Raw genomic sequence first — 16,487 nt, 5'->3', positions numbered from 1 at the left:
GGTCGTTGGAACGAGGCTGCGCGGCATGCGGGGCGGCGCCCGCGCGGCGTCAGTGCTCGAAGCCGAGTCGGGCGGGCAGGTCGATCGCTTCGGGACCGTCGACCAGCCGCAGCCCCGTGCCGCGCAGGAAGCGGCCGATCCGCGTCGCGGCCACCGGCGGCACGGTGTTCGCCGGCATCGCGAACAGCAGTTCGTAATCGTCGCCCGCGCTCGCCGCGGCGAGCCGCGCCGCGCGGTCGTCGCCCGCATGCGCGCGACAGGCGTCGGACAGCGGGATCGCGGCGATGTCGATCTCCGCCGCCAGCCCGCTCGCCGCCGCCATCCGCGCCGCATCGATCAGCAGCCCGTCGCTGACGTCCATCATCGCATGCGCGATGCGGCTGAGCACGCGGCCTTCCGCGAGGCGCGGCATCGGCCGGCGATAGCGCGCGGCGAGCGCCGCCGGGCCGGGTTCGCCGCGCGCGATGGCAAGGCCCGCGCCCGCATCGCCGATCGTGCCCGTCACCCACAAGGCGTCGTTCTCGCCCGCGCCGCCGCGTGGCGGTGCGGGGGTGTCGCAGCCGAAGGCGGTGACGGTCAGGATGCGCGGCGCCCCCGGCGGCAGCGTTACCGTGTCGCCGCCGAGCAGCGCGGTGCCGCAGGCGGCGAGCACTTCGCCGAGGCCGGCGAGGAAGCCGCGATCCCAGTCGGCGTCGCGCAGCGGATAGTTGAGCAGGATGCCATCGGGGCGCGCGCCCTTGCCCGCGATGTCGGACAGGTTGGTCGCGACAAGCTTCCACGCGACGTCCGCCGGCGCGTCGCCGGGCAGGAAATGGACGCCCTCGACCAGCGTGTCGGTGGTGACCACCAGCGGCGCATGCGTCAGCCGCGCGGCATCGTCGCGCAGCCCGCGTGCCCCCGGATGGAGCGGCAGGGCGCGCAGTGCGACGAGGAATTCGGATTCGGTCATGGCAATCGAGGACGCACTAGCAGGTGCGGTGGCGACGCCAAGGTGCGTCGGGTCGGAAATGGACCTGGGGCGGAACGCCGTCGTCCGGTTCAGCCCGCGCGCACGTCCCGGGCGATGCCGTCGAGCAGGCCGTTGACGAAGCCCGCCTCGCGCCGTTCGTAGAAGGCATGGGCGACGTCGACATATTCGCTGATCGTCGCTCCGACCGGCACGTCGGCCCGCGCCATCAGTTCGTAGGTGCCGGCGCGCAGGATCGCCTTCATCGGCTTGTCGAGCCGGGCGAGCGTCCAGCCCTTGGCGAGCTTCTGTTCGATCGCGAGGTCGATCTCGCCGGCCCGCGCGGTGGTACCGGAAACGAGGTCGTCGAAGAACGCGACGTCGGCGTCGGCATATTCCGCGCCCTCGATCGTCGCGCCGAGCCGGTGATTGTGGAATTCGTGGAGCAGCGCCGGGAGGGCGGTGCCCTCCATCTCCTGCTGGTAGAGCGCCTGGACGGCGGCGAGGCGGGCGGCGGCGCGCGCCTGGGTGCGGTTCGGGGTTCGGGACATCGGGCGGGCATGTAGTCCTGCGCGGCGCGTTCGTCACCCCTCTGCCTGTCGCGGCGGCGGGCGGATGTCCCCTTCCCGTGGAGCGGGAAGGGGACGCCGCGAGAGGGTGGCGGACCTCGCGGATCGCCGGCGCCGACCGGATGGTGCGGCGACCGGCAATCGGGTTCAGGGCATTAGCACGGTGTCGACGACGTGGATGACGCCGTTCGACTGCATGACGTCCTTGATCGTGACGTGGCTCGTGCCGCCCTTTGCGTCGGTGAGCATGATCGTGTTGCCCATCCGCGACGCGGTCAGCGGCTCGCCCTGGACCGTGGTCAGCGTCGCCTTGCCGCCGCCGGTCTTGATCGCGTCGAGCAGCTGCTTCGACGTCATCGTGCCCGATACGACGTGATAGGTGAGGATGTTGGTCAGCGTCGCCTTGTTCTCGGGCTTCACCAGCGTGTCGACGGTGCCGGCGGGCAGCTTGGCGAAGGCGGCGTTGGTCGGCGCGAAGACGGTGAACGGACCCGGGCCCGACAGCGTGTCGACGAGGCCGGCGGCCTTCACCGCGGCGACGAGCGTGGTGTGATCCTTGGAATTGACCGCATTCTCGACGATCGTCTTGGTCGGGTACATCGCGGCACCGCCGACCATCGGGTTCTTGGCGGCGGACATCGCCGGACCGGCGGCGAGCAGGGCAACCGCGGCGATCGCGCTGCGGAAATGGATCTTGGACATGCGTGCATCCTTCTCGTGTCGCACCCGTGACAGGGTTGCTGGCGGAAGGTACGTCGCAGCCCCGGTCCGGGATGCGTCCGGGGGCCGATTGATTCACGCAAAGGTTCGACCGCGCGAAGGGGGTCGTGACGCGCCGACCGCCCGGTGTCGCCACGACGCGGATGCGACGCGCGCGCGCCGATCGACCTCACCGACCGGGGGCGAGACATCTTCGCGGCTTCGTGTCCCGGCGTGAGTCGCGGCCTACCGGTTGAGGCGCAGCCGCAGCGCGACGGAGCGCGCGTGCGCCGGCAGTCCTTCCGCATGCGCCAGCGCGACCGTTGCCGGGCCGAGCTGCGCCAGCGCCGCCTCGTCGAGGCCCAGGAAGCTGGTGCGCTTCATGAAGTCGAGTACCGACAGGCCGCTGGCGAACCGCGCACGGCGGCCGGTGGGCAGGACGTGGTTGGGGCCGGCGACATAATCGCCGATCGCCTCCGGCGTGTGGCGGCCGAGGAACACGCTGCCGGCGTGGCGCACGCGGTCGAACAGCGCCTGCGGATCGTCGACCGCGAGCTGGAGATGTTCGGGAGCGAGGCGGTCGATGAGCGGGCACGCCTCGTCGAGGTCGCGCACCACGACGATCGCGCCGTTGGCCTCCCATGCCACGCGTGCGACCGCGGCGGTGGGCAGGATCGCGAGTTCGTCCTCGACCGCCTGCGCGACGCGGTCGGCATAGGCGGCGTCGTCGGTGAACAGGATCGACTGGGTGGTGACGTCGTGTTCGGCCTGGCTGAGCAGGTCGGCGGCGGTCCATGTCGGATCGTTGCGCGCATCGGCGACGACGACGATCTCGCTGGGGCCGGCGACCATGTCGATGCCCACGACGCCATAGACCTGGCGCTTCGCCTCGGCGACCCAGGCGTTGCCGGGGCCGGTGACGACGTCGACGGGGGCGATGCGGCCGGCGCCATAGGCGAGCGCGGCGATCGCCTGGGCGCCGCCGATCCGCCACACCTCGTCGATCCCGGCGAGGTGCGCGGCGGCGAGGACGAGGGGGTTGATCTCGCCATCCGGGGTCGGCGTGACCATCACCAGCCGCTCGACCCCGGCGACGCGGGCGGGGATCGCGTTCATCAGCAGCGACGACGGATAGGCGGCGCGGCCACCGGGGACGTAGATGCCCGCCGCGTCGACGGCGCGCCAGCGCGCGCCGAGGCGGACCCCGGCGGCGTCGACGTAATCGGTGTCGGCGGGCGTCTGGCGCTCGTGATAGGCGCGGATGCGGGCGGCGGCGAGGTCGAGCGCCGCGCGCAGGGCGGGGTCGAGCGCGTCATAGGCCGCGGCGCAGGCGGCAGGTTCGATCCGCCAGCCGGTGTCGGCGAGATCGTGGCGGTCGAGCTTGCGCGTGAAGGCGGCGACCGCGGCCTCGCCATCGTCGCGGACCGCGCGGACGATGGTGGCGACGTCGCGCGCGACGTCCGCGGACGCTTCGCGCCGGCCCTCGACCAGCGCGGCGAAGGCGCCGGCGAAGCCGGCGTCGGTGGTGTCGAGGCGGATCATGCGGCTTGCTCGCTGGCGGTGGCGACGGCGCGACGGAACGCCTCGACGAGGGGGACGACGGCGGGGCGGGTCTTCATCGCGGCGCGGTTGACGATCAGCCGGCTGGTGACCTCCGCGATCACCTCGACCTCGACCAGCCCGTTTTCCTTCAGCGTCCGTCCCGACGAGACGAGGTCGACGATCCGCGGGGCGAGGCCCAGCGTCGGCGCCAGTTCCATCGCACCGTTCAGCTTGACGCATTCGGCCTGCACGCCGCGCGCGGCGAAATGCGCGGCGGTGATATGCGGGTATTTGGTGGCGACGCGGACGTGGCTCCACCCGCGCGGATCGTCGTGCGCGGCCATCGCGGCGGGCTCGGCGACCGAGATGCGGCAATGGCCGATGCCGAGATCGACGGGCGCGTAGAGTTCGGAATAATCGAATTCCGCCAGCACGTCCGACCCGACGATGCCGAGCTGCGCGGCGCCGTGCGCGACGAAGGTCGCGACGTCGAACGCGCGGACGCGGATCAGCGCGATGTCCGGCACGTCGGTCGCGAACCGCAGCGCGCGGCTGTCGGGATCGCCGAACGCGGCCTCGGGATGCACGCCGGCGCGGGCGAGCAGGGGAAGCGCCTCGGCGAGGATGCGGCCTTTCGGCACGGCGATGACTAGGGGGCTGGACACGCGCCGGGCTTTACGGGCGGGGGCGCGCAGGCGCAACATGATGCCGCAAGGAGGCAGGCATGGCGGGCGAGGCGGAAAACCGGGCGGCGTTCGGGATCCAGGCGGAATATTGCGCGGCGATGGCGGCGCCGGTCACGGCGCGTCTGTGCGCCGGCCTCGCCACCGCGCTCGACCGCGACAGCGCCACCGGGCGGCGCGCGCTCGACTGGCCGGGGGAGCCGGTGGCGGACGCGCTGGCGCTGCGGCTGGTCGGCGGGCTGCACGCGCTGCACCGCGCCGGCGTGGACCCGGCGCTGAGCCGGCTCTTCGCCGGCGACGACGCCGATATCGACGCGGTCCTGCGTGTAGCGCTCGTCCGGCACGACGCGACGCTGCTGCCGTGGCTCGACGGACCGCCGCAGACGAACGAGGCGGCGCGATCGGCGGGGCTGATGACCGGCCTGCTGCATCTGGCGCGCCGTTACGGTCCGCGGATCGAGGTGCTGGAAATCGGATCGAGCGCGGGACTGAACCTGATGATCGGGCGCTACCGGTTCGATCTGGGCGGTGTCGGGGTCGGTCCCCCGGATGCGGCGGTGCGGATCGCACCGGCGTGGCGCGGCGTCGCGCCGCCCGCCGCGAAGGTCGCGATCGTCGGCGCGCGCGGCGTCGATATCGCCCCGGTCGACGTCGCCGATCCCGCGCAGGCCGCGCGGCTCGCGGCCTATGTCTGGGTCGACGCGCAGGATCGGCTGGCGCGGCTGGCGGCGGCGATCGGCGAGGCGCGCGCGCAGGGCGTCGACCTGGCGCAGGGCGACGCCGCCGACTGGGTCGAGGCCCGGCTCGCCGAACCGCAGGCGGCGGGCGTCACGCGCGTGCTGATGCATTCGGTGGTGTGGCAGTATCTGACCGACGACGCCCGCATGCGGATCGTCGCGGCGATGGCGGCAGCGGCGGCCAGCGCGAGCACCGACCGGCCGCTCGGCTGGGTGATGATGGAGCCCAACCGCGATCTCCACCGCCATGAGGTGCGGGTCCGCGGCTGGCCGGCCGAAACGCCGATGGAGCTGGTCGCGCTGACCCATGCGCACGGTGCGTGGGTCGAGGGGCTGGCCCCGCCATATGCCACGCGCGACTATGTCATGCGGCGTGGCGCGTACGAGGCGGATTGAGGACCGACGACAGCGACACGGGGAGGGCGCGACCCCTCCCCGGCGGCATCAGTAGAAGAAGCGGTTGTACACCTGCACGGCGCGGCCCGAGCGGGTGTCGACGAGCACCACGTCGTTGCCGTAGCGGACCCAGCGCTGGTAGCCGTAGCCCGGCCGCGGCAGGCGATAGGTGTTGTAGTCGTTGATCCAATAGTTCCGCCCGTAATATTCGGGCGCGAAGCGATAGCCGACGTTGACCGGGCGATAGCGATAGCCGCGCGGGCCGGCATAGGCGCCGCGGGTGTAGACGTTGCGATGGTCGCGGCGATAGTCGCGCCAGTCCTCGCGCAGTTCGCGACGGTCCTCGCGCACCTCGCGGCGCGCCTCGCGGACGTCGCCGCGGTCGCCGTAGCGGCGTGCCTCGGCCAGTTCGCGCTCGCTCTGGCGAACCTCGCGCGCGCTCTGGCGCACTTCGCGGGCACTCTGCGCGCTCGCGGCGCCGGCCGGCAGGATGGTCGCGGCGGCGAGCGCGGCGATGATGATCTTACGCATTGGATACTCTCCCAGTTTGCGGTGCGCTTTGCGCGACAGCGAAAACGCATGAACCGCTTTTGGGTCCATGCGCCTGAACCGCCCGGGAATGCGCCGGTCAGCAACCGGACAGCTTCAGATCGACCAGCGCCGCATCGCCGCGACGACCGCCTCCGGCTTTTCCCAAGGGACGAAATGCCCCGCGTCGATCTTTTCGACGGTCAGCCGCGGCACGTACGGCCCCAGGTCGTCGACCAGCACCGGCAGCAGCGCCGCGTCGCGCATGCCCCAGATCACCAGCGTGTCCTGCGTCACCGGCGGGAACGGCCGGTCGAGGAACGCGGGCCGCGGCGGATCCTCGTCCATCGCCGGCACGATCACGGCCGAGGCGCGATACCAGTTAAGCATCGCGGTCATCGCCCCCGGCTGCGACCATTCGTCGAGATAGGCCGCCTTGTCCTCGCCCGCGATTCCGCCGGTGATATGGTGGGCGAAGGTCGATCCCAGGAACCGTTCCAACCCGGCGCCGACCAGACCCCGGTCGAGGCCGGTGTCGCGGAAGCGGGTGATGTACTGGCTCGCCTTGCGCTGCGCGGGCTCGTCGAACAGCGCGCGCTGGAAGAGGAAGGGATGCGGCGCGTTGACGATGACCAGCCGCGCGACGCGATCGGGCCGCGCGAGCGCCGCCATCCACGCGATCGCGCCGCCCCAGTCGTGGCCGACCAGCGTGAAGCGGTCGATCCCCAGCGCGTCGGCGAGCGCGATCAGGTCGGCGAGGATGCGGTCGGCGGCATAGGATTCGACGCCCGCGGGCTTGGACGAGCGGGCGAAGCCGCGCTGGTCGGGGGCGACGACATAATGGTCGCGCGCCAGATCGGGGATCACGCCCCGCCATGTCCGGTGCGATTCGGGAAAGCCGTGCAGCAGGATCACCGGCGGATGCGCGGGGTCGCCGGCGATCGCGACGTCCAGCTCGACGCCGGTGGACAGCGCGATGCGGCGCAGCGGGGGTATCGTCATGGGGCCTCTCCTGTTCGTAACCGTCGCCGTCCGGTCCGCGCCGCCCCCGCGCTTCGGCGGTGGACGGCGGGCCGCAGGGCTTACGGGTAGCTTACCGTATTGGGGACCTGCGGGATCGGGATCCATTCCTTGTCGTCGCCCGGCACGGTCGGGAATTCGCCCGCCTTCCATGCCCGCTTCGCCTCGTCGATACGCTCGCGGCGGGAGGAGACGAAATTCCACCAGACGTGACGCGGCGTCGCGAAGGCATCGCCGCCCGCGAGCATCGCGCGCCCTCCGCGCGCCGAGCGCAGCGTCGCGGCGATGCCCGGCCGCAGGACGTAGAGCTTCATCGGTTCGAGCGGCACGCCCTCCAGCGTCGCCTCGCCCATCGCGAGGTACACCGCGCGTTCCTCCGCCGCGGCGTCGATCGGGATGCTGGCGCCCGGATCGAGGACGATGTCGGCATAGACCGTGCCGGCATAGGTGGTGGTCGGCGCAGCCTGTCCCCACAGCGCGCCCATGATGATTCGCGCCCGCGCGCCGTGCGCGGCGATCGTCGGCAGCTGCGCCTTGGCGACGTGTTCGAACGCGGGCGCGATCTCTTCCTGCGCCTCGGGCAGCGCCAGCCAGGTCTGGATACCGGACAGCTGCGGGCCGTGCGCGCGCTCGTCCCCGGGCGAGCGTTCGGAATGGACGATGCCGTGGCCCGCGGTCATCAGGTTGACCGCGCCCGGCTCGATCCGTGCCGCGGTGCCCAGCGAATCGCGATGGTCGATCGCGCCGTCGAACAGATAGGTGACCGTCGCCAGGTTGATATGGGGGTGCGGGCGCACGTCGATGCCGTTGCCGACCTCCAGATGCGCCGGCCCCATCTGGTCGAAGAACAGGAAGGGGCCGACCATCGTGCGTTCGCGATTGGGGAGGGTGCGGTGCACCTTGAACCCGCCCAGATCGTGGGTGACGGGCGTGATGGTCTGGAGGACGAAATCATCGAACATGGTGCGGCTCCGTCGCGGCGAGCAGATCGGCCAGATCGGCAGGGTAGATGGTTTCGGGCCAGTCGGCCAGTTCGTGCACGGCGAACCAGCGCGATCCGGCGAGCAGGCGCCGCTCCAGCGCGGTGAGCGCGCCCGCCCGCACCGCAAGGGTGTCGACGTCGACGCGGAAATAGCGCTCGTCCGCGATCACCTCGACGCCCTCGAAGGTCAGGAATTCGGCGGTGCGTTGCGCGACCTGCGGCCCGCAATTGGTGTCGAGGCCGACCTCTTCCCACAATTCGCGGCGGGCGGCGGCCTCGTAGCTTTCGCCGGGATCGACGGCGCCGCCCGGCGTGCACCACAGCGGCGGGCGGTCGTCGGGGGTGAAGCGCATCAGCAGGACGCGCCGGGCGGCGTCGACGAGCAGGATGCGGGCGGCGGGGCGGGGAATGCGGGTCACGTCCGCCGTCTAGCCGTCCCCGCCGCCCGGGCGAAGGTGGCAATCTGGAAACGCTGCCGTGCCGAACGCGCCGGTCAGGCGGTGTCGAGTTCGGGATAGTGGCGGAAGATGCCTTCGGTGCTGAAGCCCAGCCGGCGGTCTTCCTGCAGATAGTCGCGCACCCCCGGCACGTGCGCCACCGCGTCGTGGAGCCGCGCCAGCGCGGGATAGTCGGGCGCGAGCGTCGCCATGCGCAGCGGGAACATGTAGCGCAGGCCCTCGATCAGCTGGAACAGCGACGTGTCGGCGCAGGTCCAGCGTTCGCCGAGCAGGAACGGCCCGTCGCCCGCATCGGCGGCATCCTCGAAATGGTTGAGGAACTTGGGCATGCGTTCGGCGCGGAACTGCGCCGCGGCGCGCGCCGCCTCCGGCTTCTGGTCATCGTAATAGTCCATCGTGCCGACCGGATGGTGGACGTCGTGCACCTCGGCGACGCAATCGGCGATGGTCAGCTGCAGCTGGTGGAGCCACCGGCGCTCGGCGACCGGTGCCAGATCGTGGCGCTCGGTCAGATAGTCGAGGATGTTGGCGACCTGCGCGATCGCGTCGCCGCCGTCCGCGTCGGGCAGGACCAGATAGGGCGGGGCGAAGGGGCCGCGGCCGTTCTTGGTCCGCGCCTCCAGATCCTCCATCATCGCGCCCGCACCCACCGCGCGGGCGCGATCCTCATAGGCGATGCCGGCCGCTTCCATCGCGAGGCGGACGAATTCGCCGCGGCCCTGGATCGTCGGCCAGTACCAGAGCCGATAGGTCATCGCGTCACTCCCCCGGCGCGCGGGCCCTGATGGCGAGCGCATGGATGCGTGTCGACAACAGATCGGCGAGCGCTTGGTTCACCGCGCGCTGCCGCGCGACGCGGCTGGCGCCGGCGAACGCGGGGCTCTCCACGATCACGGTGAAGTGCGATTCGCCGGTGCCGTCGTCGCCCATGTGGCCGGCGTGGTGGTGGCTGTCGTTGACGACCTCCAGATGCGTCGGTTCGAGCGCGCGGGTCAGCCGGTCGGCAATGATGTCGGCGAGCGGCGCAGCGGCCGGGAGCGGCGTGGTGGCGGTGTCGGTCATCGAACCTATATAGCCGGATTGCGCCAATTAGGGAGCGTTCGTGACGCGCGCGAGTGAGAAGAAGGAGCGGCCGCAGACGCGGTTCCACGGCCGGATGGAGTCGCAGGGCAGGGTGTGTGCCGAGCCGGGCTGCGCGGAGCCGGGCGAGTTCCGCGCGCCCCCGCTGGAGGGGGCGTCGGACGGCGGCGGGCCGGGCGCGTTCCGCTGGATGTGCCTCGATCACGTCCGCGCGTTCAACAGTCGCTACAATTATTTCGACGGCATGACCGCGGACGAGATCCATCATGCCCAGCGGCCGCTGGCCGGCTGGGAGCGCGAGACGCGCGCCTTCGCCCGCGCCGGCAGCGGCGACCAGGGGCCGCGCTGGGCCGATTTCAGCGATCCGCTCGACGCGATCGCGGCCCGCTACCGGCGCGAGGCGGCACCGGACCGGCCCGACGGCAAGCCCTTGTCGGGGCAGGACCGCGCCAGCCTGAAGGTGCTCGGCCTCGGCGCGGACGCCGACCGTTCGGCGCTGCGCAAACGGTATTCGGAACTGGTGCGCCGCTATCATCCCGACCGCAACGGCGGCGACCGTAGCCACGAGGCGATGCTGCAACAGGTGATCGCCGCCTATCAGCAATTGCGGCAGGCGCCCGCGTTCGTGTGAACGGCGCGCGGTGCGGAGCGGCGCGACGGGATCTTGCCGCTCCGCATCGCCCCCCCCCCCCGGCGAAAGTTGCCGGCCCAGTCGGGGGGGCGCGTGATAGGGTGCCGCCGCTTCGCCCTTTTCAACGTCATTGACCTTGCGGACCGCTTCCACATCGGCCGCACCCCGGCGAAGGCCGGGGCCCAGTTGGGGGACGATCATGGCAGGCGAAGCGTGCCTCGCTCCGCCTGCCCAACTGGACCCCGGCCTTCGCCGGGGAGGCGCGTCAGTGGGTACGGCGGCTTCGCCGTTTCCAACGTCTTCGGTTGTGCGAGCCGTTCCACATCGTCGGCACCCCGGCGCAGGCCGGGGCCCAGTCGGGGGGCGATCATGGCGAAGGCGAAGTGCGCCTCGCTCCGCCTGTCCGACTGGACCCCGGCCTTCGCCGGGGAGGCGCGTCAGTGGGTACTGCGGCTTCGCCATTTCCAACGTCTTCGGTTGTGCAAGCCGCTCCACATCGTCGGCACCCCGGCGCAGGCCGGGGCCCAGTTGGGGGACGATCATGGCAGGCGAAGCGTGCCTCGCTCCGCGTTGCCCAACTGGGTCCCGGCCTGCGCCGGGGAGGCGCATAAATGGGTTCCGCAGCTGCCCCGATCGCCGACCGCTCCGGTCCGCGAGGTGCAGCCCCGGTTCACCGACCCCGTCCGACCCCGTGGCCCGCGTCAGCGCCCGGCGAGGCGCAGCGCGATGGCTTCCAGCTGGTCGGTCGCGGCGTTCCAGCCGCCCTCGAACCCCATGGCGGCATGATTGTCCTTCGCCTCCGCGGTCCAGTGGCGCGCGGTCGCGGTGTAGCGGGTCTTGCCGTCCTCCTCGGCGAAGGCGTCGATGCGCACCATGAACGGTCCCGCCGGCACCCAGTCAACGGTGAAGGCGTCGGTCGAGACGATCCGCGCGCCCGGCACGACCTCCAGATACACGCCCTCCAGCCGGTTTTCCTCGCCGTTCGGTCCGCGCATCACGATCTCCGACCGGCCGCCCGCCACCAGGTCCTGCGTCACGAATTCCGCGGTCCAGGGTGCAGGGCAGAACCATGCGCCGGTATTCTCGGTCCAGGCACGCCATACCGCGTCGACCGGCGCGTCGATCAGGCGGGTGATGCTGAGTTCGTAACGGTCGCTCATGCTGCGTCTCCCCGGACGGCCGCCTCGATCGCGGCGATATCGATGTTGCCCATGCCCATCATCGCGGTGAAGGCGCGCGAGCGGGCGCCGGGATCGGGATGCGACAGCGCCGCTATCAGCGCGCGCGGCACGATCTGCCAGCTGATCCCCCAGCGATCGGTGCACCAGCTGCACTGGCTGGGCTTGCCGCCGTTGCCGACGATCGTGTTCCACAGCCGGTCGGTTTCCGCCTGCGTGTCGGTGAAGATCTGGAACGAGATCGCCATGCCGTGCGCCACCCCGCCGCCGCCGTTGAGGCCGACGAACGGCGTGCCGCAGACGGTAAAGTCGACGGTCAGCGCATCGCCCTTCCGCCCCGCGGGATAGTCGCCGGGCGCGCGGTGGACCGCATCGACGCGCGAATCGGGGAAGGTCGCGGCGTAAAAGTTCGCCGCCTCCTCCGCTGCGCCGTCGAACCACAGGCAGATCGCCATCGGCCGGGTCATGCCGCCGTTCCCGGACGCGGGCCGACCAGCCCGACCTGATGGCCGTGGCAATCGACGATATTGGCGGAATGGTCGCCGCCGGGGATCGGGTCGGGGCCCTGGATCAGCTTGCCGCCGCGTGCCGTCGCCGCGGCGATCGCGGCATCGATGTCGGCGACCAGGACATAGCTGTTCCAGTGTGCCGGCGCGCGGGTGAGCGTGCTCGACATGATCGCCCCCGGCCGCTGGTCGCCCGCGCCGATGAAGGCGTAATCGCCCATCTCGCCCATCGGCATGCCGCCTTCGCGCGTCCAGCCGAACAAGCCGCCGTAAAAGGCGAAGGCGCCGTCGGGATCGGGCGTGGCGAGTTCGATCCACACCGCATGACCGCGTGCGTCCGGCCCCTGCCGGAACGGGCGCGCGGGGTCCGGCGCATCGGGCTGCATCAGCGACAGCGGGATGCCCTGTGGATCGAGCAGGACGGCGAACCGGCCGACATGGGGAATCTGCATCGGCCCGAACACCACCCTGCCGCCGAGATCGGCCGCGCGGACCAGCGACGCGGACAGGTCGGTGGCGAGGAAATAGACCGACCAGCCGCCCGCCGCGGGCGCCCCCGGCGGCGGCGTCATCAGCCCGGCGATGGCGTCGCCGTCCGGCGCGGACGCGATCAGGTAACCGCCGTGTTCGGCGACCGGCGAGGCCCGGGTGCTCCACGCGAACACCGCCTCGTAGAATGCCGCGGCGGCATGGTGATCGGGCGTGCTCAGTTCGAACCAGATCGGATGACCATCGGCCAGGGACATGTCCGTCACTCCTGTCAGGCTTGGAAGAGTTTGGCGAAACCGCCATAGACCATGCGCTTGCCATCGAACGGCAGCGCATCGGGCGGGGTCTGCATGCGCGCATCCGCCATCGTCGCGGGCATGCCCGCATCGCGCGCCGCCTTCGACGGCCATTCGACCCAGGAGAAGACGACGCTCTCTCCGTCTTGCAGCTGCGTCGCCTGCGGGAAGCCGGTGACCTCGCCCGGCGCGACGTCGCTGCCCCAGGCCTCGACGACGCGCGTCGCGCCATGGTCGCGGAACGCGCCTTCCGCCCGCTGCGCCATCGTGACATAGGCGTCGCGATCCCGCACCGCCATCAGGAAGCCGTCGACATAGCCGTCCGCGCCCGACGGGGTGCCGGCGTCGACCAGCGCCTCGAACCCGCCATGGATCATCCGCGCGGCGTCGAACGGCATCGCCGCCGCCAGTTCACCCATCGCGGGGTCGGTCATGATCCGGGCGGCGACGGCGTCGCGGGTCGCCTTGTCGGGATATTCGATCCAGCTGAACACCACCGTCTCGTCGTCGCCCGCCTGTACCGCGCGATGGAAGTCGGTGCGCGTGCCGTGCGGCACGTCGTCGCCCCATGTCTCGCACATCCGCGTCGCGCCGGCGGCGTGCAGCATGGCCCACCCGCGCACGGCATGGTCGCGATAGGCGTCGCGGCGGGCGGTCGGCACCGCCACGACGAAGCCGTCGATATAGGTCATCGTGCGGCCTCCCCGTCGGCGGACCCGTCGAGGCCCTGCGCCCTGAGCCACGCCTCGATCGCCGGCGGCGGCGTGCCGGTGAACCCCGCGAGCTGCGCATCGAGCGCGCGGCGGAAGGCGGGCCGGGCGGTGCCGCGGGCGACATAGGCGACGAGGTTCGGGTGGCCGTCCAGCAGCCCGTCCTCGGCAACGATCCGCAATACGGTGACCATCAGCAGGTCGCCGGCCGTGAAGGCGTCGCCGTCCAGCCACGTCCGCTCGCCGAGCCGCTGCGACAGGTCGCGCAGGCGATCGTCGATCCGTTGCAGCACCGCGGGCAGGCGCTCGGCCGACCACGGCCGGTCGCGCTCGAACAGCGTGCAGATCGCATGATCCATGATCGGCGGTTCGACCGTGTTGAGCGCGGCGAACATCCATTCGATCGCCCGCGCGCGCGCCGCACCGTCCACGGGCAGCAGCGTGCCGGGATGACGTTCGGCGACATGCAGCACGATCGCGCCCGATTCGAACAGGACGACGCCATCCTGTTCGTAGGTCGGCACCTGGCCGAACGGCTGACGTGCACGATGGTCGGGGCGCTTCTGGTCGCCCTGCGCCAGGTAGCGAACGGTATAGGGCTCGCCGACCTCCTCCAGCGCCCAGCGCACGCGCAGGTCGCGGACCTGTCCGCGCGCAAAGCCGGGCACCCAGTCGAAGGCGGTGACGACCGGCTGCGTCGGGGCGGCGGTCATGCCGGCGCCTGCGTGTCCGCCGGCTGGCCCATCGCCTGTTCGGCGGCGGCCATGTCCATGTAGAACGGCCCCCAGCCGTGGCCGTCGAGATCCTCGAACGCGCGGCTGTACATGAAGCCGTGATCTTCCGGTTCGTGCAGCTCGCGTCCGCCCGCCACAACCGCGGCGTCGGTGATCGTATCCACCGCCGCGCGATCATCGAAGGACAGCGCGAGCAGCGCGCCGCTTTGCGTGCGCGCGTCGATGATCGCCTTGTCGGTGAAGGTCGCATAGAAAGCGTGGTCGAGCAGCATGACCGAGATCGTGTCCGACCATCGCATCGCCGACGCCTGTGGATTGGAAAACGTCGGGTTTCTTTCGAAACCCAGCGCCTCGTAGAAGGTCGTGGCGGCGGCGACGTCCGTCACCGCCAGGTTCACGAAGATCATCTTTGCCATGGCAAGCCATTCCTCTCCCGAATCGCGTCTGGTAATGGATGCGCCCGATGGTTACATAAAGCAACCATGGAGTCAGAAAAAGTAACTGAAGGGCGCGATGCGCGCCGCAAGCGCTGGTACGACGATGCCTGCGGAACCGCGCTGGCACTGGAATTCGTCGGCGAGCGCTGGTCGCTGCTGATCCTGCGCGAACTGATGTTCGGGCCGCGGCGGTTCGGCGAATTGCGTGCGCAGCTGACCGGGATCAGCGCCAACGTGCTGACGCAGCGGCTCGACAGCCTGGAGGGCGTCGGGCTGCTGGTGCGGCAGAAGCTGCCGCCGCCCGCGTCGGTGCAGGCCTATGCCCTGACGCCCTGGGGGTATGAGGTCGAACCGGTGCTCCAGACGATGGGGCGCTGGGCGACGCGCTCGCCGCTGCATGATCCGACGCTGCCCTTCTCGCCCGCCTCGGCGATGCTGTCGATGCGCACGATGATCGACCGCGACAGGGCGCGCGGGCTGGCGATGACGATCGGCTTCCGCACCGGCGGCGACCGCTTCCTCGCGCGGCTGGCGGACGGCGCGCTGACGATCGTGCGCGACGACCCGGCGGGCGCGGACGTGGTGATCGAGGCGGATCCGACGCCGCTGGTCGTCTGGATCTACCTCAAGCGTCCGATCGCGGCGGCGGAGGCGGACGGCACGATGCGCGTCGTCGGCGACCGGGACGCGGCGGCTCGCTTCGCCGACCTGTTTTCGCTGCCGGAGCGGATCGACCCCGCGGCGGCTTGACGGCGGCGCAATCCGTTTCCACTGATCGTCCGTTGCGCCGTTCGCTCGCCTCGCGCGTTCAGGAGGGCCGCCCCTTCGATTGCCAGCCCCGGAACGGTACCCCGACGCGATGAACGACATCCCCAACATCCAGCCCGACAGCCGCGAGACGACGATCATGGACGCGCCCGACCGGATGGTCGGCGTGCGCGACCTGTTCGGGATCGACAGCGACATGCAGGTGCCCGCCTTCAGCGAGGCGGACGAGCGCGTCCCCGACCTCGACCCCGCCTATGTCTTCGACGCCGATACGACGCTGGCGGTGCTGGCGGGCTTCGCGCACAACCGCCGCGTGATGGTGCAGGGCTATCACGGCACCGGCAAGTCGAGCCACATCGAACAGGTCGCGGCGCGGCTCAACTGGCCGTGCATCCGCATCAACCTGGACGCGCACATCAGCCGTATCGACCTGATCGGCCGCGACGCGATCGTGCTGCGCGACGGCCAGCAGGTGACGGAGTTCCGCGAGGGGCTGCTCCCCTGGGCGTTGCAGACGCCGACCGCGCTCGTCTTCGACGAATATGACGCCGGGCGCCCGGACGTGATGTTCGTGATCCAGCGCGTGCTCGAGACGGAGGGCAAGCTGACCCTGCTCGACCAGAACCGCGTCATCCGCCCGAACCCCTGGTTCCGCCTGTTCGCGACCGCGAACACCGTCGGCCTCGGCGATACCAGCGGGCTGTACCACGGCACGCAGCAGATCAACCAGGGCCAGATGGACCGGTGGAACATCGTCGTCACGCTCAACTATTTGCCCGCCGCGGTCGAATCGCAGATCGTGCTGGCCAAATCAGGCGAATACGACAAGCCGGAGGGCAAAAAGACCGTCGACAACATGGTCCGCGTCGCCGACATGACGCGCAAGGGCTTCGTCAACGGCGACATCTCGACCGTCATGAGCCCGCGCACCGTCATCACCTGGGCACAGAACACGCTGATCTTCGGCGACGTCGGCTTCGCCTTCCGCCTGTCGTTCCTCAACAAGTGCGACGAGAACGAACGGCCGCTGGTCGCGGAATATTACCAGCGTGTATTCGGCAAGGACCTGCCCGAAAGCGTGGTGGGGAAGGTGTAAGG

At 71.0% G+C, this 16,487-nt stretch carries 21 protein-coding genes and 1 pseudogene; 4 read left to right on the top strand and 18 right to left on the bottom strand.

What is annotated here, in order from left to right; genetic code table 11:
* Positions 1 to 49: 49 nt before the first annotated feature.
* The 5 genes from thiL to hisG form a co-directional block, all read right to left on the bottom strand.
* Positions 50 to 949, bottom strand: coding sequence for a thiamine-phosphate kinase (thiL, locus tag LPN01_RS07785; protein WP_262827810.1), 900 nt, complete (start codon positions 947 to 949; stop codon positions 50 to 52).
* An 89-nt stretch (positions 950 to 1,038) separates the two neighbouring features.
* On the bottom strand, positions 1,039 to 1,497 hold the full coding sequence (nusB, locus tag LPN01_RS07780) for a transcription antitermination factor NusB (RefSeq protein ID WP_262827809.1): 459 nt from the start codon (positions 1,495 to 1,497) through the stop codon (positions 1,039 to 1,041).
* A 165-nt stretch (positions 1,498 to 1,662) separates the two neighbouring features.
* Complete coding sequence (locus tag LPN01_RS07775; RefSeq protein ID WP_262827808.1) at positions 1,663 to 2,217, bottom strand: fasciclin domain-containing protein; 555 nt, start codon at positions 2,215 to 2,217, stop codon at positions 1,663 to 1,665.
* A 243-nt stretch (positions 2,218 to 2,460) separates the two neighbouring features.
* On the bottom strand, positions 2,461 to 3,756 hold the full coding sequence (gene hisD, locus LPN01_RS07770; RefSeq protein WP_262827807.1) for a histidinol dehydrogenase: 1,296 nt from the start codon (positions 3,754 to 3,756) through the stop codon (positions 2,461 to 2,463).
* Entirely contained in the window at positions 3,753 to 4,460 is a 708-nt protein-coding gene (hisG, locus tag LPN01_RS07765; RefSeq protein ID WP_410482812.1) for an ATP phosphoribosyltransferase, read from the bottom strand. Before hisG ends, hisD begins: the two co-directional genes overlap by 4 nt.
* 20 nt (positions 4,461 to 4,480) lie before the next feature.
* On the opposite strand from hisG, the gene LPN01_RS07760 reads away from it, so the two are divergent.
* On the top strand, positions 4,481 to 5,572 hold the full coding sequence (locus tag LPN01_RS07760) for a DUF2332 domain-containing protein (protein ID WP_262827805.1): 1,092 nt from the start codon (positions 4,481 to 4,483) through the stop codon (positions 5,570 to 5,572).
* 48 nt (positions 5,573 to 5,620) lie between these two features.
* Here LPN01_RS07760 and LPN01_RS07755 read toward each other — a convergent pair whose 3' ends face one another.
* The 6 genes from LPN01_RS07755 to LPN01_RS07730 form a co-directional block, all read right to left on the bottom strand.
* Entirely contained in the window at positions 5,621 to 6,103 is a 483-nt protein-coding gene (locus LPN01_RS07755; RefSeq protein WP_262827804.1) for an RcnB family protein, read from the bottom strand.
* A gap of 114 nt (positions 6,104 to 6,217) precedes the next feature.
* Complete coding sequence (locus tag LPN01_RS07750; RefSeq protein ID WP_262827803.1) at positions 6,218 to 7,102, bottom strand: alpha/beta fold hydrolase; 885 nt, start codon at positions 7,100 to 7,102, stop codon at positions 6,218 to 6,220.
* 80 nt (positions 7,103 to 7,182) lie between these two features.
* Positions 7,183 to 8,082 (bottom strand): pirin family protein, encoded by a 900-nt coding sequence (locus tag LPN01_RS07745; RefSeq protein WP_262827802.1) that lies wholly within the window; start codon positions 8,080 to 8,082, stop codon positions 7,183 to 7,185.
* Entirely contained in the window at positions 8,072 to 8,521 is a 450-nt protein-coding gene (locus tag LPN01_RS07740) for an NUDIX hydrolase (RefSeq protein ID WP_262827801.1), read from the bottom strand. Before LPN01_RS07740 ends, LPN01_RS07745 begins: the two co-directional genes overlap by 11 nt.
* 74 nt (positions 8,522 to 8,595) lie before the next feature.
* Entirely contained in the window at positions 8,596 to 9,315 is a 720-nt protein-coding gene (locus LPN01_RS07735) for a glutathione S-transferase family protein (RefSeq protein WP_262827800.1), read from the bottom strand.
* Between the two features lie 4 nt (positions 9,316 to 9,319).
* A complete protein-coding gene (locus LPN01_RS07730; RefSeq protein WP_262827799.1) occupies positions 9,320 to 9,622 on the bottom strand; it encodes a BolA family protein in 303 nt (100 codons plus the stop codon).
* 94 nt (positions 9,623 to 9,716) lie between these two features.
* Between LPN01_RS07730 and LPN01_RS07725 the strand changes: the two genes are divergently transcribed.
* Positions 9,717 to 10,271 carry a J domain-containing protein gene (locus LPN01_RS07725; protein WP_262827897.1) on the top strand — a complete coding sequence of 185 codons (555 nt, stop codon included), beginning with the start codon at positions 9,717 to 9,719 and terminating at the stop codon, positions 10,269 to 10,271.
* 701 nt (positions 10,272 to 10,972) lie between these two features.
* On the opposite strand, the gene LPN01_RS07720 is transcribed toward LPN01_RS07725, so the two are convergent.
* From LPN01_RS07720 to LPN01_RS07695, 7 genes and pseudogenes are all read right to left on the bottom strand, one after another.
* Positions 10,973 to 11,431, bottom strand: coding sequence for an SRPBCC family protein (locus LPN01_RS07720; RefSeq protein ID WP_262827798.1), 459 nt, complete (start codon positions 11,429 to 11,431; stop codon positions 10,973 to 10,975).
* Positions 11,428 to 11,916 (bottom strand): VOC family protein, encoded by a 489-nt coding sequence (locus tag LPN01_RS07715; protein ID WP_262827797.1) that lies wholly within the window; start codon positions 11,914 to 11,916, stop codon positions 11,428 to 11,430. The genes LPN01_RS07720 and LPN01_RS07715 overlap by 4 nt, the downstream gene beginning before the upstream one ends.
* Positions 11,913 to 12,701 carry a VOC family protein gene (locus LPN01_RS07710; protein WP_262827796.1) on the bottom strand — a complete coding sequence of 263 codons (789 nt, stop codon included), beginning with the start codon at positions 12,699 to 12,701 and terminating at the stop codon, positions 11,913 to 11,915. Before LPN01_RS07710 ends, LPN01_RS07715 begins: the two co-directional genes overlap by 4 nt.
* 14 nt (positions 12,702 to 12,715) lie before the next feature.
* Positions 12,716 to 13,117 (bottom strand): DUF1428 domain-containing protein, encoded by a 402-nt coding sequence (locus LPN01_RS19080; protein ID WP_316747182.1) that lies wholly within the window; start codon positions 13,115 to 13,117, stop codon positions 12,716 to 12,718.
* A pseudogene (locus tag LPN01_RS19075) lies at positions 13,100 to 13,432 on the bottom strand (DUF1428 domain-containing protein); the annotation flags it as partial. The pseudogene LPN01_RS19075 and the gene LPN01_RS19080, both read right to left, overlap by 18 nt.
* Positions 13,429 to 14,163 carry a glutathione S-transferase family protein gene (locus tag LPN01_RS07700; protein WP_262827794.1) on the bottom strand — a complete coding sequence of 245 codons (735 nt, stop codon included), beginning with the start codon at positions 14,161 to 14,163 and terminating at the stop codon, positions 13,429 to 13,431. The pseudogene LPN01_RS19075 and the gene LPN01_RS07700, both read right to left, overlap by 4 nt.
* A complete protein-coding gene (locus LPN01_RS07695; protein ID WP_262827793.1) occupies positions 14,160 to 14,600 on the bottom strand; it encodes a VOC family protein in 441 nt (146 codons plus the stop codon). The genes LPN01_RS07700 and LPN01_RS07695 overlap by 4 nt, the downstream gene beginning before the upstream one ends.
* 66 nt (positions 14,601 to 14,666) lie before the next feature.
* Between LPN01_RS07695 and LPN01_RS07690 the strand changes: the two genes are divergently transcribed.
* On the top strand, positions 14,667 to 15,371 hold the full coding sequence (locus tag LPN01_RS07690; protein WP_262827792.1) for a winged helix-turn-helix transcriptional regulator: 705 nt from the start codon (positions 14,667 to 14,669) through the stop codon (positions 15,369 to 15,371).
* 109 nt (positions 15,372 to 15,480) lie between these two features.
* Complete coding sequence (gene cobS / locus LPN01_RS07685; RefSeq protein ID WP_262827791.1) at positions 15,481 to 16,485, top strand: cobaltochelatase subunit CobS; 1,005 nt, start codon at positions 15,481 to 15,483, stop codon at positions 16,483 to 16,485.
* The last annotated feature ends 2 nt before the right edge of the window (positions 16,486 to 16,487 follow it).

The sequence above is a fragment of the Sphingomonas sp. A2-49 genome, from assembly GCF_025548555.1.
In the GTDB taxonomy this organism is placed as follows: domain Bacteria; phylum Pseudomonadota; class Alphaproteobacteria; order Sphingomonadales; family Sphingomonadaceae; genus Sphingomonas.
Note: the sequence above shows the minus strand (reverse complement) of the source record. Positions and strands in the feature narration are given on the sequence as shown.

Coding starts and splice junctions, on each gene's coding strand:
- LPN01_RS07725 (WP_262827897.1), top strand. CDS start 9,717: ATGGAGTCGCAGGGCAGGGTGTGTGCCGAGCCGGGCTGCGCGGAGCCG.
- LPN01_RS07720 (WP_262827798.1), bottom strand. CDS start 11,431: ATGAGCGACCGTTACGAACTCAGCATCACCCGCCTGATCGACGCGCCG.
- LPN01_RS07760 (WP_262827805.1), top strand. CDS start 4,481: ATGGCGGGCGAGGCGGAAAACCGGGCGGCGTTCGGGATCCAGGCGGAA.
- cobS (WP_262827791.1), top strand. CDS start 15,481: ATGAACGACATCCCCAACATCCAGCCCGACAGCCGCGAGACGACGATC.
- LPN01_RS19080 (WP_316747182.1), bottom strand. CDS start 13,117: ATGATCCATGGCGGGTTCGAGGCGCTGGTCGACGCCGGCACCCCGTCG.
- hisD (WP_262827807.1), bottom strand. CDS start 3,756: ATGATCCGCCTCGACACCACCGACGCCGGCTTCGCCGGCGCCTTCGCC.
- LPN01_RS07745 (WP_262827802.1), bottom strand. CDS start 8,082: ATGTTCGATGATTTCGTCCTCCAGACCATCACGCCCGTCACCCACGAT.
- LPN01_RS07690 (WP_262827792.1), top strand. CDS start 14,667: ATGGAGTCAGAAAAAGTAACTGAAGGGCGCGATGCGCGCCGCAAGCGC.
- LPN01_RS07710 (WP_262827796.1), bottom strand. CDS start 12,701: ATGTCCCTGGCCGATGGTCATCCGATCTGGTTCGAACTGAGCACGCCC.
- nusB (WP_262827809.1), bottom strand. CDS start 1,497: ATGTCCCGAACCCCGAACCGCACCCAGGCGCGCGCCGCCGCCCGCCTC.
- LPN01_RS07715 (WP_262827797.1), bottom strand. CDS start 11,916: ATGACCCGGCCGATGGCGATCTGCCTGTGGTTCGACGGCGCAGCGGAG.
- LPN01_RS07755 (WP_262827804.1), bottom strand. CDS start 6,103: ATGCGTAAGATCATCATCGCCGCGCTCGCCGCCGCGACCATCCTGCCG.
- LPN01_RS07700 (WP_262827794.1), bottom strand. CDS start 14,163: ATGACCGCCGCCCCGACGCAGCCGGTCGTCACCGCCTTCGACTGGGTG.
- hisG (WP_410482812.1), bottom strand. CDS start 4,460: ATGTTGCGCCTGCGCGCCCCCGCCCGTAAAGCCCGGCGCGTGTCCAGC.
- LPN01_RS07750 (WP_262827803.1), bottom strand. CDS start 7,102: ATGACGATACCCCCGCTGCGCCGCATCGCGCTGTCCACCGGCGTCGAG.
- LPN01_RS07695 (WP_262827793.1), bottom strand. CDS start 14,600: ATGGCAAAGATGATCTTCGTGAACCTGGCGGTGACGGACGTCGCCGCC.
- thiL (WP_262827810.1), bottom strand. CDS start 949: ATGACCGAATCCGAATTCCTCGTCGCACTGCGCGCCCTGCCGCTCCAT.
- LPN01_RS07735 (WP_262827800.1), bottom strand. CDS start 9,315: ATGACCTATCGGCTCTGGTACTGGCCGACGATCCAGGGCCGCGGCGAA.
- LPN01_RS07775 (WP_262827808.1), bottom strand. CDS start 2,217: ATGTCCAAGATCCATTTCCGCAGCGCGATCGCCGCGGTTGCCCTGCTC.
- LPN01_RS07730 (WP_262827799.1), bottom strand. CDS start 9,622: ATGACCGACACCGCCACCACGCCGCTCCCGGCCGCTGCGCCGCTCGCC.